Annotated in this window: 12 protein-coding genes; 6 read left to right on the top strand and 6 right to left on the bottom strand. The window is 63.6% G+C overall.

What is annotated here, in order from left to right; translation table 11 throughout:
* Positions 1-125: 125 nt before the first annotated feature.
* Both ACPZMI_RS00940 and ACPZMI_RS00935 read right to left on the bottom strand, forming a co-directional pair.
* Positions 126-2681: a PepSY domain-containing protein gene (locus ACPZMI_RS00940; protein WP_426351491.1), complete on the bottom strand. Its 2556-nt coding sequence runs from the start codon at positions 2679-2681 to the stop codon at positions 126-128.
* A gap of 238 nt (positions 2682-2919) precedes the next feature.
* Positions 2920-5211: a TonB-dependent receptor gene (locus ACPZMI_RS00935; RefSeq protein WP_186711485.1), complete on the bottom strand. Its 2292-nt coding sequence runs from the start codon at positions 5209-5211 to the stop codon at positions 2920-2922.
* Between the two features lie 245 nt (positions 5212-5456).
* Between ACPZMI_RS00935 and ACPZMI_RS00930 the strand changes: the two genes are divergently transcribed.
* The 3 genes from ACPZMI_RS00930 to ACPZMI_RS00920 all read left to right on the top strand — a co-directional run bounded on the left by ACPZMI_RS00930 (position 5457) and on the right by ACPZMI_RS00920 (position 7545).
* Positions 5457-6137: a Fe2+-dependent dioxygenase gene (locus tag ACPZMI_RS00930; protein ID WP_186668199.1), complete on the top strand. Its 681-nt coding sequence runs from the start codon at positions 5457-5459 to the stop codon at positions 6135-6137.
* 2 nt (positions 6138-6139) lie between these two features.
* Positions 6140-6892: a tetratricopeptide repeat protein gene (locus ACPZMI_RS00925; protein ID WP_186668197.1), complete on the top strand. Its 753-nt coding sequence runs from the start codon at positions 6140-6142 to the stop codon at positions 6890-6892.
* A gap of 92 nt (positions 6893-6984) precedes the next feature.
* Positions 6985-7545: a hypothetical protein gene (locus tag ACPZMI_RS00920; protein ID WP_186668189.1), complete on the top strand. Its 561-nt coding sequence runs from the start codon at positions 6985-6987 to the stop codon at positions 7543-7545.
* A gap of 52 nt (positions 7546-7597) precedes the next feature.
* Here the strand turns inward: ACPZMI_RS00920 and ACPZMI_RS00915 are convergent, their stop codons facing one another.
* A complete protein-coding gene (locus tag ACPZMI_RS00915; protein ID WP_186668187.1) occupies positions 7598-8761 on the bottom strand; it encodes a type III PLP-dependent enzyme in 1164 nt (387 codons plus the stop codon).
* A 605-nt stretch (positions 8762-9366) separates the two neighbouring features.
* On the opposite strand from ACPZMI_RS00915, the gene ACPZMI_RS00910 reads away from it, so the two are divergent.
* The 3 genes from ACPZMI_RS00910 (at position 9367) to ACPZMI_RS00900 (ending at position 13373) form a co-directional block, all read left to right on the top strand.
* The gene (locus tag ACPZMI_RS00910) at positions 9367-9855 is read left to right on the top strand and encodes an RNA polymerase sigma factor (protein WP_186668185.1); all 489 of its coding nucleotides are present in this window, start codon (positions 9367-9369) and stop codon (positions 9853-9855) included.
* 17 nt (positions 9856-9872) lie between these two features.
* Entirely contained in the window at positions 9873-10835 is a 963-nt protein-coding gene (locus ACPZMI_RS00905) for a FecR family protein (protein WP_426351490.1), read from the top strand.
* 108 nt (positions 10836-10943) lie between these two features.
* Positions 10944-13373: a TonB-dependent siderophore receptor gene (locus tag ACPZMI_RS00900; protein WP_426351489.1), complete on the top strand. Its 2430-nt coding sequence runs from the start codon at positions 10944-10946 to the stop codon at positions 13371-13373.
* 167 nt (positions 13374-13540) lie between these two features.
* On the opposite strand, the gene ACPZMI_RS00895 is transcribed toward ACPZMI_RS00900, so the two are convergent.
* The 3 genes from ACPZMI_RS00895 to ACPZMI_RS00885 form a co-directional block, all read right to left on the bottom strand.
* Positions 13541-14698 (bottom strand): osmoprotectant ABC transporter ATP-binding protein OsmV, encoded by a 1158-nt coding sequence (locus ACPZMI_RS00895; protein ID WP_426351488.1) that lies wholly within the window; start codon positions 14696-14698, stop codon positions 13541-13543.
* Positions 14695-15348: an ABC transporter permease gene (locus ACPZMI_RS00890; RefSeq protein WP_186668177.1), complete on the bottom strand. Its 654-nt coding sequence runs from the start codon at positions 15346-15348 to the stop codon at positions 14695-14697. The genes ACPZMI_RS00895 and ACPZMI_RS00890 overlap by 4 nt, the downstream gene beginning before the upstream one ends.
* Positions 15345-16100, bottom strand: a 756-nt coding sequence (locus ACPZMI_RS00885) for a glycine betaine ABC transporter substrate-binding protein (RefSeq protein ID WP_426351487.1), incomplete at its 5' end; no start/stop codon positions are given. The genes ACPZMI_RS00885 and ACPZMI_RS00890, both read right to left, overlap by 4 nt.

Genomic DNA, 16100 nt, shown 5'->3' with positions numbered 1-16100 from the left:
CTCATCAAGGCCATCGGGCCTTGTTCGGTGAATTGTTCAAATGCTTGGCCACGATGGGGCGTTACTCAATGCTTTACCTGTGGGAGCGGGCTTGCCCGCGAAAAGACCGATACATCAGGCGCTGGTCAGTACACATCCCGCCGATAGCGCCCATCCTCGATCAGCCGCTCGACGAGCTCTTCACCAAGAAGCCCCTTCAGCGCTGCATCCACGCCGCCTGCCATCCCCTGCAGGCTGCCACAGACATACACACAGGCACCCTCGTCGATCCAGCAGCGCAGCTCTTCGCCTTGCTGCAACAGCACATCCTGCACATAGACCTTTTCCGCCTGGTCCCGCGAGAACGCCAGGTCCAGTCGCGCCAGATCGCCGCTGTCCAGCCAGCCTTGCAGCTCACGGCCGCAGAGCAGGTCGTGGGCGCGGTTGCGTTCGCCGAACAGCAGCCAGTTGCGCTGCTCACCCCCCGCGATCCGGGCCTTGAGCAGGCTGCGCAGGCCTGCCAGGCCCGTACCGTTGCCGATCAGCACCATCGGTGCCGAGGTTGTCGGCAGGTGGAAGCTGCTGTTGCGGCGTAGACGCAGGCTGGCATGGCCGTCCACCGGCAGGTATTCGGTCAGCCAGCCGGAGCCCAGCCCGAGGCTGCCATCGGCATGACGCTCCTGGCGCACGATCAGCTCCAGCACGCCGTCGCTGGCGATCGACGCGATGGAGTATTCGCGGGCACCGAGTGGGATCAGCGAATCGACCAGCGCCTGGGCGTGCAGGCCGACCAGATGCTCGCGGCTGGTCGGCAACTGGCGACTGGCCAGCGCTTGGCCAAGCGGTTCGACAAGACCGTCAAGTTGCACCGGCAGATTCGCATCGAGCCCCAGCCCTTGCAGGAAGGCATCGATCCGCGCCTGGCTGTGGCGGGGCAGCACCTCGACCAGGTCGCCAGCGTCCCAATGGCCTGGGTGTTCGGCACTCAGGCCCAGCAAGTACACCGGTGCGCCCTGGCTGCCGGGGTTGAGCCGTTCGCGTCGGACCAGGCGCCAGTTGCCGTAGCTGGGCGGCTGCCAGGCGGCGAGCGGACGTGCGCCGGTCAGTTGCGCCAGGGCCTGCTGCCATTGTTGCAGGGCATTCTGGTCGGCACTGTCGACTTCGATCGGGCTGAACGCCGTGGTCGCGCCGCGTTCGGCCAGCCAGGCCTGCAGGCGTCGGGCGAAGCCGCAGAAATGCGGATACTGCCGATCGCCCAGGGCGAGCAGGGCGTAGTTCAGGTGTTGCAGCGCCCAGGGTTGGCCCAGCACCTTGCGCTCGAAGCCGCGGGCGCTGTCAGGCGCTTCGCCATCACCGAAGGTGCTGACCACGAACAGTGCACGACGGGCCTGGCGCAGCTCGTCCGCGCCCAGCTCGGCAAGCGAGCGCACCTGCACCGGCAAGCCCGCCGCCTGCAACTGCCCTGCGCTCTGCCAGGCCAGTTGCTCGGCCAGGCCACTCTGGCTGGCGAAGCCGATCAGCCAGCTGTCGCCGCTGGCCTGGGCGGTGTCGACCGAGCCACGGGCGGCACGGACCTGGCGCTTCTTGCGGCGGCGATCGAGATACAGCAGCCAGCCGGTGACGAAGAACAGCGGCATGGTCAGGCTGGCGATGGTGAGGATGATCCTGCCCGGCAAACCGAAATAGCTGCCCACGTGCAGGGCGTAGACGCTCTGCAGCAGTTGGGCTTTGAACGACTTGTCGGTGTAGCGCTCGTGACGCTTGATCTGGCCGTTGGCGGGGTCAAGTGTCAGGGTGTTGAAGGCGCGCTCGTGGGCTGAGTCATCGAGCAGGTAGAACAGCGTCGCTGGCTGCCCGCCGCCAGGTGGCAGGCGCAGGTTGTAGCTGGCAAGGCTTGGGCCGGCGGCATTCTTGAGGTTGTTCCAGATGGCGTCGTAATCGACCACCAGCGGCGCCGCCTTGGCATCCGCTGCTTGCGGTCCGGGGCGGCCACGACCTGCGCCGCGCTGCTGCTGTTCGCCGGCTGCGGGTTTGTCGGCGAGCAGTTTGTTCAGGCCCTCGCGGTACCAGTCGTACGACCAGAACAGGCCGGTCAGGGCAAACAGCAGGTAGAACAGCAGGCACCAGGTCCCGGCGACGGCGTGCAGGTCCCAGTTGAAGGCGCGGCCTTTCTTGGCCCAGTCGAAGCTCAGCCAGACCCGCCAGTTCAGGGCCCGGCGCGGCCAGCGCAGGTAAAGGCCGGAGAGGCAGAAGAAGATCAGCATCAGGGTGCAGGCACCGGTGATCTGCCGGCCGCTATCGCCCATGGCCAGGAAACGGTGCAGCTGCAGCATGAGGTTGAAGAAGCCTATCCCCGCGACCTCACCCTTGAGCTCGCCTGTGTAAGGGTCGGCATAACGCAGCTCGCCGCGGCGTTCGCCGGGCGGCGGCGTGAAGAAGAGGCGGGCGGCATTGTCGGCGTGGGTATCGACCCAGAGCATCGCCACCTTGTCGCCCTGGGCCAGTTCGGCGCGGCGCACCAGTTCCGGCAGCGGCAGCACGCCCTCCTGGCGCACCTCGACCTTGAGCACATCGGCGTTGAACAGGCGCAGCAGTTCTTCCTGGAACGACCAGATCGCACCGGTGATGCCCATCAGCGCCAGCACCAGGCCGGCGGTGATGCCAAAGAACCAGTGCAATTGGAACAGCGACTTCTTCACCACATCGATCACCTTGTGTTGCAGCCACAGACCGCGCGGCGTGCATTATGCCTTGATACGCAAAAGCCCCGCCCACAGGAATGATCGGGGCGGGGGCGTTCTGTTTCGTGCTCGACTGCACCGGCCTCTTCGCGGGCAAGCCCGCTCCCACAGGTGTTCCACAGGATTTGAGGATTGTGGTGTCCCTATGGGAGCGGCCTTGCCCGCGAAGAGGCCGGTGCAGACTAGCCCAGTCCCCTCATCAGAAGTGGACGCTGGTGGTCAGCAGCGCCGTGCGCCCGGCCGCCTGGTTGGCGAAGTGGGTGGAGAAGGCCTTGTCGTAGTACACCTCGTTGGTCAGGTTCTGCACGTTCAGTTGCAGATCGACGTTCTTGGTCAGCTTGTACGCTGCCATGGCGTCGTAGCGCACGTAACTGTCGACCATGGTGGTATTGGCCACGCTGCCATACACGTCATCCACATAGAAGGCGCCGCCGCCAACGGTCAGCTTCGGTGTGATGGCGTAGGTGGTCCAGAGGCTGGCGCTGTTGTTCGGCGTGTTCGGCAGCTGGTTGCCGTCGTTGGCCTTGCCCAGCGGGCCACCGTCGATCTGACGTGCCTGCATGTAGGTGTAGCCGGCGAACACCTGCCACTTGTCGGTGAGCTTGCCGCTGGCCGACAGCTCGATGCCCTGCACGCGAGTTTCGCCGACGTTCTCGTAGGTGGTGGTATTCACCTGGACGCGAGCGTTTTCCTTTTCGGTGCGGAACAGCGCAGCGGCCAGGGACAGGCGCTGGTCAAGCAGGTCCCACTTGGTACCGATCTCGTAGTTGGTCGTTTCTTCAGGTTCCAGGTCGCTGGACAGCAGGTTGCCCGAGCGGTCCGGCGTACCCGGCAGCGGGTTGCCTTCCTGGCCTTCCCCGAGCATCGCGCCCGGTGGCGTGGCGGAGGTGGCGTAGGACACGTAGATGCTGCCGTTGTCGGCCGGCTTCCACACCAGGCCCAACTGGCCGGTGATGAACTCGCTCTTGTCGCGGCCCTTGGCAGTGGTGGCGCCGGCTGCGGTGTAGGTCTTGTAGTCGGTGTCGAAGTGGTCGTAGCGCAGGCCCATGTTCAGCAGCCACTGCGGGGTCAGTTCGAGGGTATCGAAGACGTACAGCGCACGGGTCTTGCTGTTGGTGGTGGTGCCGGCGTAGTTGCGCGAGATCGCGCCGTTCCACGGATCGTCCGGGTTGGGATTGCTCAGCGAGGTGCAGTTGTAGCCGCTGGAGACGATCATGCCCGGGGTGCAGTTGGTGCTCGCGTTGCCGGGCGAGGCGGGCGTGGTGTCGGTGTTGACGTTGTACGAGGAGCGCTCGCTCTCTTCGCGGCTCAGTTCGATGCCGGTGGAGAAGCTGTTCTTCAGGCCGCCCAGGTAGAACTCGCCGAACAGGTCGGTCTGGTTGGTGGTGGTGGCGGTGTTGCCCACGCGGGTGTTGGCGCGGCGCCAGACACTGCCGTTGTTGACGTTGCCCTTGCTGTCGTCTGGCTGGGTGAGGATGTAGTCCTGCATGCTGTTGCCGTGGCGCAGGGTGTTCTTGACGGTCAGCGAGTCGGACAGGTCGTGCTCGACGGCGATGGTGGCGATGTCCACCCGCGATTTGCGGAAGTCGCGACCGGTCAGGCCGTAGAAGTTGTCGTGGTCGCCACCCGCGTAAGGCTTGCTCGGATTGGCCGAGGTACGGGCGCCGGTGCCGCCGGCCGGCACGGTGTAGGGGATGCCCGAATCCGGCAGGTCGTCGCTTTCCAGGTGGTAGTAGTCGAGGTTGACGCGGGTCGGGGTGCCGAGGCCGAAGGCCAGCGACGGGGCGATGCCCCAGCGGTCGTAATTGACCTTGTCGCGCCCGGCGACGTTGCTCTCGTGGGTCATCAGGTTCAGGCGCCCGGCCACGGTGTCGCTGAACTGGTAGTTGCCGTCGAAGGTGTAGCGCTGGGTCTGGTCGCTGCCCCAGGTCCAGGCGCCGTCGAGCGAGTTGCCGAGGTGGGCGCGCTTGCTCACCAGGTTGATGGTGCCACCTGCAGCACCACGGCCGCCAATGGCGGAGTTCGGGCCCTTGGCCACTTCCACCGATTCGATGGCGAAGATCTCGCGGGTCTGTGCGCCCGTGTCGCGCACGCCGTCCAGGTAGGTATCGCCTTGGGCGTCGAAGCCGCGGATGAACGGGCGATCGCCTTGCGGGTTGCCACCTTCGCCGGCACCGAAGGTGATGCCCGGCACGGTACGCAGCGCATCCTGCAGGCTCAGGGCGTTGGTGTCCTTGATCACCTGCTGCGGGATCACCGTGACCGAACGCGGGGTGTCCACCAGTGGTGCGGTGTATTTCTGCGAGGAGGCTTTTTCGACCTTGTACTCGGTGCTCGCCTGTTCGGCCTTGCCGTTGACGCTGGTGGCGTCGAGGGTGACCGGCTGGGCGGCTGCGGGATCGGCGGCATAGGCCGAGGTCGCGCTGAGGGCGACGCCGATGGCGCAGGTGAGCAGGCGTGGTGAGCTGACAGCGGATGGTACGTGGCGCATTTTGTTTTTGACCTTCCCCAAGGTGTGAAGGCCGCGGATGTTAATGTAAGCAATTGTAAGTAACAATTGAGACTCGTTACCATTCGCAAGAAACTTACAATCTTTACATTTTACCCTTACGGTTTTCCGGGTTCGTGCGTCTGCGGTCGTGGCCGCAAGGCAGGGGATTGCGCCAACGGCACTTGCCTGTCGCAAAAGGGAATCAATATCATTGGGCCTTTGCCCTCTGCCAGGTACCTCGCGCCATGCTTCTGCACATCCCCGGCCTGTTCGACGCCGACGAGATTTCCCGCATCCGCCAGGCCCTGGAGCAGGCCGACTGGGCCGATGGCAAGGCGACTGCCGGCTACCAGTCGGCCAAGGCCAAGCACAACCTGCAGTTGCCCGAAGGCCATGCGCTGGCCAAGGAGATCGGCAGCGCGCTGATCGACCGGCTGTGGCGCAATCCGTTGTTCATGTCGGCGGCGTTGCCGCACAAGGTGTTCCCGCCGCTGGTCAATTGCTACCGCGAAGGTGGCAACTTCGGTTTTCACATCGACAACGCGCTGCGCCAACCCAAGGGCAGCCCCGAGCGGGTACGCACCGACCTTTCGTCCACGCTGTTTCTCAGCGAGCCAGACAGCTACGACGGTGGCGAGCTGGTGATCCAGGACACCTACGGTGTGCAGCAGGTCAAGCTGGCGGCAGGCGATATGGTGCTGTATCCGGGCACCAGCCTGCACAAGGTCAACCCTGTGACGCGCGGCGAGCGCTTCGCGGCGTTCTTCTGGACCCAGAGCCTGGTGCGTGACGATGGCCAGCGCACGCTGCTGTTCGAGATGGACAACGCCATACGCCAGCTCGGTGCCGATGTGCCCGATCATCCGTCGCTGTTGCAACTGACCGGCACCTACCACAACCTGTTGCGTCGCTGGGCGGAGGTTTGAGCATGTCGTATCAGTTGCGACGCGAGGATGTGATCGATGTTGCCGAGCTCAAGTCGATGCTCGAGCACAGCCCCGGCAAGGCCGCCCAGGCGATTCTTGCCGCCGCGGGGCAGGGGGTGGTCGAGGCGCAGGCATTGCTTGGGCAGATTCTGCTCGACGGGCATGGGATCGAACAGGATGAGCGCCTGGCACGGCATTGGTTCGCCATTGCCGCCCAGGCCGGCAACGCCATGGCGTACAACATGCTGGGGCGATGCCTGGAGCACGGTTGGGGTGGTGAGATCGATCTGACCCAGGCGGCCATCCATTACGCAAAGGCCGCCGATGCCGACTCCGATTGGGGCCTCTACAACCTGGGCAACCTGTTGGCTACCGGTCGCGGGGTGCCAGTAAATCAGGCGCAGGCGCTGATCTGTTACGAGAAGGCGGCGCACATGGGGCATGCCAAGTCGATGAACCTGTACGGGCGTTACCTGGAGCAGGGCATTGCCACCACCGCGAGCCCTGCGCGGGCGGTACGCTGGTATCGGCGTTCGGCCGAGGCGGGGGATTTTCGCGGAATGTTCAGCCTGGCGCTGGTGCTTGTCGAACGAGGGCAAATCGAAGCGGCGTTTCCCTGGCTACGACGAGCCAGGCAGGAGGGCAACGAAAGCTTCCTGCGCAGCAGCGTGTTGACTTTGCGTGCCGGTGGGCCTTTGTTGGCTTGCGTTGCAGCGGACTACCAGGAGGAACTGGAGCGTCGCAGCCGCTCGTGAAGCATGGCGTCAGACCCGAGAAAGATTTCACGATTATCCAGCTAGGTCGTACTTGTGAAGATAGGGCTCATTTCAGCGATCTGAGGTCAACCATGAGTACTTATAACCAAGCTGCTTCATTTATCGCCGTTTTATCCTGTGAAACCAGCAAGGGCTCGGGCACGCTGACCGCCGGTAAACTCAAGGGAGCAAAGAGCGGGGGGGGCTACTACGGCAACGTTGATGTAGACCGCCGTGGTGATGTTTACCTCTGCAGCAGCGTCAACTTACAAAATCAAGAGCGTTTCTGGTTTGGTTGTTTCAACCGCGGTGAGCCGGAGCGCTATGACGTTCGTAGTTGGGCTCCAGGCAAGCCTCATCATGGGCAGCGCTTGGCTGTAGCCAGTGATGGCAGTCTGAGGATGGTTCCCGCTGTCGGTATTTCCTGCGACTGGCTTCTAAGCTGGGATGGCAAGCCATTGCGGCTTGGTCATGTCAACGAAATGGGCGGGCCAGCCTATGGCTTTGCCATGTCGCATGTCACTGCTGGAGGCTTGCGCCATGAAGCGCCGACCAGCGTTCGGACGGGATGGCATAACAAGATGCGCACAGGCAGTGGCGAGCAGGCTGGGCTCTGGATTCAGATTCAAGAGACTTGGGTAGCACAGCCCTGACACCCATCGTCTGGCTGAAAAGGCGCTTCGTGACGAAGCGCCTTTTCAGGTGTTACAGGTAGAACGCCTTCAGCGGCGGGAAGCCGTTGAACTCCACCGCGCTGTAGCTGGTGGTGTAGGCGCCGGTCGACAGCCAGTACAGGCGGTCGCCGATGGCCAGGTTCAGCGGCAGGCCGTACTTGTAGTTCTCGTACATGATATCGGCGCTGTCGCAGGTCGGGCCGGCGATCACCACTTCTTCGGCTTCACCTTTCTTCTCGGTCCAGATCGGGAACTTGATGGCTTCGTCCATGGTTTCGATCAGGCCGGAGAACTTGCCCACGTCGGTGTAGATCCAGCGCTCGACCGCGGTGCGCGACTTGCGCGCCACCAACACCACTTCGCTGACCAGGATACCGGCGTTGGCGATCAGCGAACGGCCCGGCTCCAGGATGATTTCCGGGAGGTCGTCACCGAAGTCTTCCTTGAGGAAGCGGATGATCTCTTCAGCGTAGGTTTCCAGGCTGTTGGTACGGGTGATGTAGTTGGCCGGGAAGCCGCCGCCCATGTTGATCAGCTTCAGCTCGATGCCGTCTTCTTCTTTCAGGCGCTCGAAGATCACCTTGACCTTGGCGATGGCCGCGTCCCAGACGCTGATGTCGCGCTGCTGCGAACCGACGTGGAACGAGATGCCATAAGGCACCAGGCCCAGGTCACGGGCCAGGATCAGCAGGTCCATGGCCATGTCGGTCTGGCAACCGAATTTACGCGACAGCGGCCAGTCGGCGGTGGTGGAGCCTTCGGTGAGGATGCGCACGTACACTTTCGAGCCCGGTGCGGCCTTGGCGATGTTGCGCAGGTCGGCTTCGGAGTCGGTGGCGTAGAGACGCACGCCCTTCTCGTAGAAGTAGCGAATGTCCTTGGACTTCTTGATGGTGTTGCCATAGCTGATGCGGTCGGCGCTGACACCACGGCCCAGCACTTTGTCCAGCTCGTAGATCGAGGCGATGTCGAAGCTCGAGCCTTTTTCCTTGAGCAGGTCGATGATCTCGACCGCCGGGTTGGCCTTGACTGCGTAGTAGACCTTGGCGAATTCGAAGCCCGCGCGCAGGTCGTCGTAGGCCTGGCTGATCATCTGGGTGTCGATGAGTACGAACGGGGTTTCCTGCTTGTCGGCGAACGCCTTCATTTTCTGGAAGGTGTCGCGCGCGAAATAGTCTTCGACCTGGATCGACATGCTTAGGGACTCCATGGGCAAACTGAAAAGATAAGTGGCTGCAAACTGAACGTCCTCCGTATCCCCACTTTGGTTCGCCTACTTCCCAAGGCATGTCGCCGAAAGCAAAAAGGTCGCTGTAAAAGCGGCGGCCTTGCTGTCTCGTCGTCAGTACTTGAGCCGGATGGATCGTTTCCAGCATGGACGTTCGGCGCGCACTTTAGGACGTGAGGAATGCAGAATCAACCCGCAATCCCAGCGTGTTCCCGTGCAATCGACGAGTAGCCATTTGAATAACCGACTCGTGTGACCGGCAGATGTTCCCCTGGTCAATTCCAGCGTAAAGAATTGTGGAATGGAGCATGTCGGCCCGTTGCTGGGTGAACCCGTTTCCATAGGCATCAGGGTGTTTGCGCCGTGCCGTGCTCGCTCGCGAAAAGCGCATGGGTGTTCATATTTATGGCCACGCCTGGCTGGCACCTCCGTGCCGGAATTCCTCGATAAATTTTTTGTTACCGAGGCAAAAAAATGCTCCCGTGAGGACAGTTGCACGCCGATTTGCCGCTTTTAATAAGAAGTATTATTATTTGCGACCTCTTGTCCCCGCCTCCCTGACGAGCCAGACCGTGTCCGGACACAAAGGCTTTCTCGACCACTATCACGAGCTGATCGGCACCTGGACGCGCAAGTTGCGCAGTCGTCAGCAGGCCGAGGACCTCGCCCACGATGCTTTCGTCCGCGTGCTGGAAAATCCGCGCGAGCAGGTCGAGCAGCCGCGTGCCTATCTGCACCAGACCGCACGCAACATCGCGGTGGATGGTTTCCGTCGCGAAGACCGGCGCCAGGCACTGGAACTGGAGCTGTTCGATGAGGGCGGTGCCCAGGGCGGTGACCCGGAAGCCTACATGCACGCACTGGAGCTGGCAGACACCGTCGAGCGGGCGCTGGCGCAACTGCCGGTCAATTGCCGGCGGGTGTTCATCTGGCAGAAACTCGAAGGCCTGACCCAGGCCGAGATCGCCGAGCGCATGGGTTTGACCAAGAATATGGTCGAAAAGTATATGATTCGCACGCTCCGACATCTGCGTGAGCACCTGGACGTGACCACCAGATGAGTCAGGAGACCCTTTCGATGAATCAGCAAGGCGCCGACAACCCGCGCGAACAGGCCGCCGACTGGTTTGTCCGCGTTCAGGATGCGCCGGATGACAGCGGCCTGCGCGAGCGCCTGCAGCGTTGGCTGGACGAGCGCCCCGAGCACCGGCAGGAATACGAACTGCTTGGCAGGTTGTGGTGTGCAGCCGATTTCATCCCTCCCGAACGCCTCGAGGCACTGTGTGAAACAGAGCCGGTGCGTCAGTTGCCGCGTCGGCGTCTGCTGCGTCAGGCCCTGGCCGCAGGCGTTGCGGTCGCCGCGCTGGGGCTGGGCTGGGCGGGGTGGCAGTATCAGCAGTTGAACCACCATGACGTGCTCGCCACGCAATTGGGCGAGCGCCGCCTGTTCGAGCTGCCGGACGGCTCGCGCCTGGAGCTGAACAGCGCGACGCGCGTCGAGGTCGCCTTCAGCGCCGGGCGCCGGCAACTGCGCCTGGAGACGGGCGAGGCGATGTTCAGTGTCGCCCACGATAGCAGTCGGCCCTTCGTGGTTGATACGGCCCAGGGCAGCGTCACCGTCACCGGTACCCGTTTCGACGTGCGCCAGGACAGCGGCCTGACCCGGGTTGCCGTCGAGCAGGGTTCGGTGAAGGTCGAAGGCGCGGCTGGCTCGCTGGCGCAGTTGGGCGCAGGGCAGGGCGCGCATATCGACCAGCAGGGCAAGGTCGCCGCGCCCTATGCGGTCAACGCCGCCTCGCTCACCGCCTGGCGCCAGGGCAAGCTGGTGTTCGACAACGCGACCCTCGCCGAAGTGGTCAGCGAGGTGTCGCGCTATCGCGCCCACCCGCTGCGTGTCGCTCCGGGCAAGGTCGCCAACCTGCGTCTGTCCAGTACCTTCAGCACCGACGACACCGACGCGTTGCTGCGGGCCCTGCCGAACATCCTTCCCGTGGCCGTGAAAGCCCATTCCGACGGCTCCAGCGAAATAATCGCGAAATAGATTCAGGTTTTTTCCGGTTCGTTCGTCTTCCTCGCCAGCTGCAACTGCCAAGCATTTCCATTTGCGCATGGTTGGCGTTTATCCGGACTTTCAGGACCTATCGAAGACGTGAACAACAACAAGCCCTTCCTTCGCCTGCGCCGCCTGGCGCTGGCCCTGGCGGTCAGCGCCGCCGCTGCGAACAGCTATGCCGAACAAGCTCCGGCCGCCATCCAGATCCAGGCCCAGCCATTGGCTTCGGCCCTGACTCAACTGGGCCAGCAGACCAGCCTGCAATTGTTCTTCAGCCCCGAGCTGGTCGCTGGCAAACAGGCGCCAGCGGTGTCTGGCAGCCTGGCCCCCGAGCAGGCCTTGCAGCAGCTGCTGCAGGGCAGCGGGCTGACCTACGAAATGTCCCAGGACACCGTGGTGGTCAAACCGGCCCAGAGCGCCGGCACCCTGACCACCGGCAGCCTGGAGCTGGCGCCGACCGATGTGAAGGTGGTGGGTGACTGGTTGGGCGATGCCGACCAGACCGTGGTGCAGAACCACCCCGGCGCGCGTACCGTGGTGCGCCGCCAGGAAATGGTCGAGCAGGGCACCATGAACGTGCGCGACGCACTGCGTGGTATCCCGGGTGTGCAGGTACAGGACTCCAACGGCACCGGCGGCAGCGACCTGTCGCTCAACGTCGGGGTGCGTGGCCTGACCTCGCGCCTGTCGCCACGCTCGACCGTGCTGATCGACGGCGTGCCGGCGGCCTTCGCCCCCTATGGCCAGCCGCAGTTGTCGATGGCGCCGATCTCCTCGGGCAACCTTGACAGCATCGACGTGGTCCGCGGTGCAGGCTCGGTGCGTTTTGGCCCGCAGAACGTCGGTGGCGTCATCAACTTCGTCACCCGGGCGATCCCGGAAAAAGCCACCGCCGAGCTGGGTACTACCCTGGAAACCTCCAAGTACGGTGGCTGGAAACACACCGAATCGGCCTTCGTCGGCGGTACTGCCGACAACGGCATCGGCGTTGCGCTGCTGTACTCCGGCGTCAACGGTAACGGCTACCGCCGCAGCAACAACGACAACGACATCGATGACGTGTTGCTCAAGACCCACTGGGCCCCTACCGACAGCGACGAGTTCTGGCTCAACTTCCACTACTATGACGGCCGCGCCGACATGCCCGGTGGCCTGACCCAGGCGCAGTTCGACCGCGACCCTTACCAGTCGGTGCGTGACTACGACTACTTCAGTGGTCGGCGCAAGGACGTCTCGTTCAAGTGGCAGCGCCAGCTCGACGAAGCCACCCAGTTCGAAGTGCTGACCTACTACACCGACAGCTTCCGCGGCAGCGCCATTGCCGCTCGCGACCAGCGCACTTTGTCGTCGTTCCCGCGCAACTACACCACCTTCGGTATCGAGCCGCGTGTGTCGCGGGTCTTCTTCACCGGGCCTGTGACCCAGGAAGTCAGCGTCGGTTATCGCTACCTGAAGGAAACCATGCGCGAGCAGGCCTCCCGCCTGGCGCTGATCGACAACGTGCCGACCGTCACCCCGACCGCCGATGGCCATGTCTACCAGGACCGTACCGGCGGCACCGAGGCCAGTGCCTACTACATCGATGACAAGATCGATGTCGGCAACTGGACCATCACCCCGGGCATCCGCTTCGAGCACATCAACACCGACTGGCGCGACCGTCCGGTGCTGGACAACAACAACCGCCCGGTGCCGGAGAAGAACCGCAGCATCACCAGCAACGAGCCGTTGCCGGCGCTGAGCGTGATGTACCACATGTCCGAAGCGTGGAAGCTGTTCGCCAACTACGAGACCTCGTTCGGCAGCCTGCAGTACTTCCAGTTGGGTCAGGGTGGTTCGGGTGACAACACCGCCAACGGCCTGGAGCCGGAGAAGGCCAAGACCTACGAGATCGGTACCCGTTATGACGACGGCCACTTCGCGGGCGAGCTGACGGCGTTCTACATCGACTTCGACGACGAACTGCAGTACATCAGCAACGACGTGGGCTGGACCAACCTGGGTGCGACCAAGCACCAGGGTATCGAGGCATCGGTGCGTTATGACCTGGCGGGCCTGGATCCGCGTCTGGACGGTCTGTCGGCCAATGCCGGTTTCACCTACACCCGTGCCACCTATGAAGGCGAGATCCCTGGCTTCAAGGGCCGCGACCTGCCGTTCTACTCACGTCAGGTGGCCACTGCCGGGCTGCGTTACCAGATCAACCGCTGGACCTGGAACCTGGACGCCTACGCTCAATCCAAGCAGCGCGCACCGGGCACCGGGGTCAATGCCGATGGCAGCTTCACCGGCAACTACATCACCCGGCCGAGCGCCGATGGGCAGTACGGCAACATTCCGGGCTATGTGACCTGGCATGCTCGTGGTGGCTATGACTTCGGTCCGCAGCTGTCGAACCTGAAGCTGGCGGCGGGGGTGAAGAACATCTTCGACAAGCAGTACTACACCCGCTCCAGCGACAACAACGCCGGGTTGTACGTGGGTGAGCCGCGCACCTTCTATGTACAGGCCAGTGTAGGGTTCTGATACCGAGTCGCCCCATTCGCGGGCAAGCCCGCTCCCACAGGTACAGCGCCAGCCTCAAGGCTTGCAGAAGACCTGTAGGAGCGGGCTTGCCCGCGAATAGGCCCGTACAGCACTACATATCCAGGATTTGATTCGACATTGGCGAGGCGCAAAGCGCCCCTGGCAATCTAAAGGGCCACCGCCTCCGCAGGCGACACGATGCTGGTCTTCGCTCCCCGCGACCTACCCGAACTCAAGTAAGCCGCAATAGACTCCTGGGTCACCTCACCCAGAAACACTTGCTCGGCATCCAGCACCGGCAACCAGGCCCGATTGAACTCGTACATGCGCGACAGCAGGATGCGCAGGTGCTCGTCATGGGCCGCGGTGGCATTGAACGGTCGCAGGAAGTCCCCACAGGTGCCTTGCTGGCGGTGCATGTCGCGCCGGCGCACATACCCCATCGCCTTGTTCGCCGCATCGGTGACCACCACGTAGCGACGGTCGTGCTCGTCGAGCAACTCCAGCGCCTCGCTCACCGGGGTCTCGGGGCTGACCGACGGCGCGTTGTCCGCGGCATCTTCTGCGCGCACCAGCAGCAGGCGCTTGAGGGTGCTGTCCTGGCCGACGAAGTTGCTGACGAAGTCATCCACCGGGTGCGCCAGCAGCGTGTCCGGGTGATCCAGTTGCAGCAACTTGCCCGCGCGGAAGATGGCGATCTTGTCGCCCAGCTTGATGGCCTCGTCGATGTCGTGGCTGACCATGATCACGGTCTTGTTCAGCGCCCGTTGCATCTCGAAGAACTCGTTCTGGATCATCTCGCGATTGATCGGGTCGACCGCGCCGAACGGCTCGTCCATCAGCAGCACCGGGGCCTCGGCCGCCAGCGCGCGGATCACGCCGATGCGTTGCTGCTGGCCACCCGACAGCTCGCGCGGGTAGCGCTGCAGGTACTGCTTGGGCTCGAGCTTGATCATGCTCATCAGCTCGCGGGCACGATCGTGGCAGCGCTGCTTGTCCCATCCGAGCAGGCGCGGCACCACGGTGATGTTCTCCTCGATGGTCATGTTGGGGAACAGGCCGATCTGCTGGATCACGTAGCCGATGTGGCGGCGCAGGGTGACCTCGTCGAGTCCGGTGGTGTCTTCGCCATTGATGAACACCTGGCCGGAGGTCGGGGTGATCAGGCGGTTGATCATCTTCAGCGTGGTGCTCTTGCCGCAGCCCGAAGGGCCGAGGAACACGCAGATTTCGCCTTCGTTGACGGTGAGGCTGACCGAGTCGACGGCTTTGACGTCCTTGCCGTTGACGTCGAAGGTCTTGCTGAGGTTCTTGAGTTCGATCATGAGCGCAGTCCTTCTGGAGTCAGGGCACGTTGCAGGGTTTGCAGGAGCAGGTCGGCGATGATCGCCAGCAGGCTGACCAGCACGGCGCCGACCAGCAGCATCGACATGTCGCTGCGGCTGATGGAAGTGAGGATGAGCACGCCCAGGCCACCGGCACCAATGGTTGCGGCGATGGTCATGACGCCGATGTTCATCACCACGGCGGTGCGTACGCCAGCGAGGATCACCGGTACCGCGATGGGCAGCTCGACCATGCGCAGGCGCTGGCCGAAGGTCATGCCGATGCCGCGTGCCGCTTCGCGGATGCCGGGCTCGACGTTGGTCAGGGCCAGGTAGGTGTTGCGCAGGATCGGCAGCAGCGAATAAAGGAACACCGCGGTGATCGCCGGCAGCGGGCCGAGGCCCTGGCCGAACTTGCTGTAGAACGGCAGCAGCAGGCCGAACAGGGCGATCGACGGGATGGTCAGCAGCACCGTGGCGCTGGCCTGCAGCGGGCCGGCCAGTACCGGGAAGCGGGTCATCAGGATGCCCAGCGGCACGCCGATGACGATGGCCAGGCTGACGGCGATGCCGACCAGCATGATGTGTTGCCCGGTCAGTTGCAGGACCAGGGCCCAGTCGAGATGGGCGAAGGTATCGAACAGGTTCATCGCGCGACCTCGCTGAAGGCATGTTCACGCAGGAAAGCGGCGGCCACGCTGGACGGGCTCTGGTGCTCGACATCGACCTTGGCGTTGAGCTGGCGCATGGTCTCGTCGTCGAGCGTCTCGGCCAGCGGCTTGAGCAGGTCGGCCAGTTGTGGATGGGCGTCGAGCACCGCCTTGCGCACCACCGGCGCGGCGGTGTAGTCGGGGAAGTAGTGCTTGTCGTCGTCCAGCAGCTTGAGGTCGAAGGCGTTGAGGCGGCCGTCGGTGGTGTAGACCAGGCCGGCGAACACCTGGTTGTTGCGCAGGGCGGTGTAGACCAGGCCTGCATCCATCTGGCGGATGTTGGCGCGCCCCAGTTGCATGCCGTACATCGCCTGCAGGCCATCGAGACCGTCGGGGCGATTGGCGAACTCGGTGTCCAGCGCCACCAGGTGCTTGCGTGCCTGTTCGTCCTGCAGCACCTGGTTCAACTGGCTGATGCTGGTGACTTGCGGGTAGGCTTCGGCGACCTTGCGTGGCAGGGCCAGGGCATAGGTGTTGCTGAACTTGGAAGGGGTCAGCCAGATCAGGTCCTTCTTCGCATCCAGGGCCTTGACCTTGTTGTAGGTCGCTTCGGCGCTGGGCATGCGTTCCTCGATGTGGTTGTAGGAGACCAGCGATACTCCGGTGTACTCCCACATCAGGTCGAGCTGCCCGGTTTCGTGGGCCTGGCGCGCCAGGCTGCTGCCCAATCCGCCGGTGACTCGGACCTGGAA

It is taken from the genome of Pseudomonas wayambapalatensis, assembly GCF_049942315.1.
Lineage (GTDB): Bacteria > Pseudomonadota > Gammaproteobacteria > Pseudomonadales > Pseudomonadaceae > Aquipseudomonas > Aquipseudomonas wayambapalatensis.
Note: the sequence above shows the minus strand (reverse complement) of the source record. Positions and strands in the feature narration are given on the sequence as shown.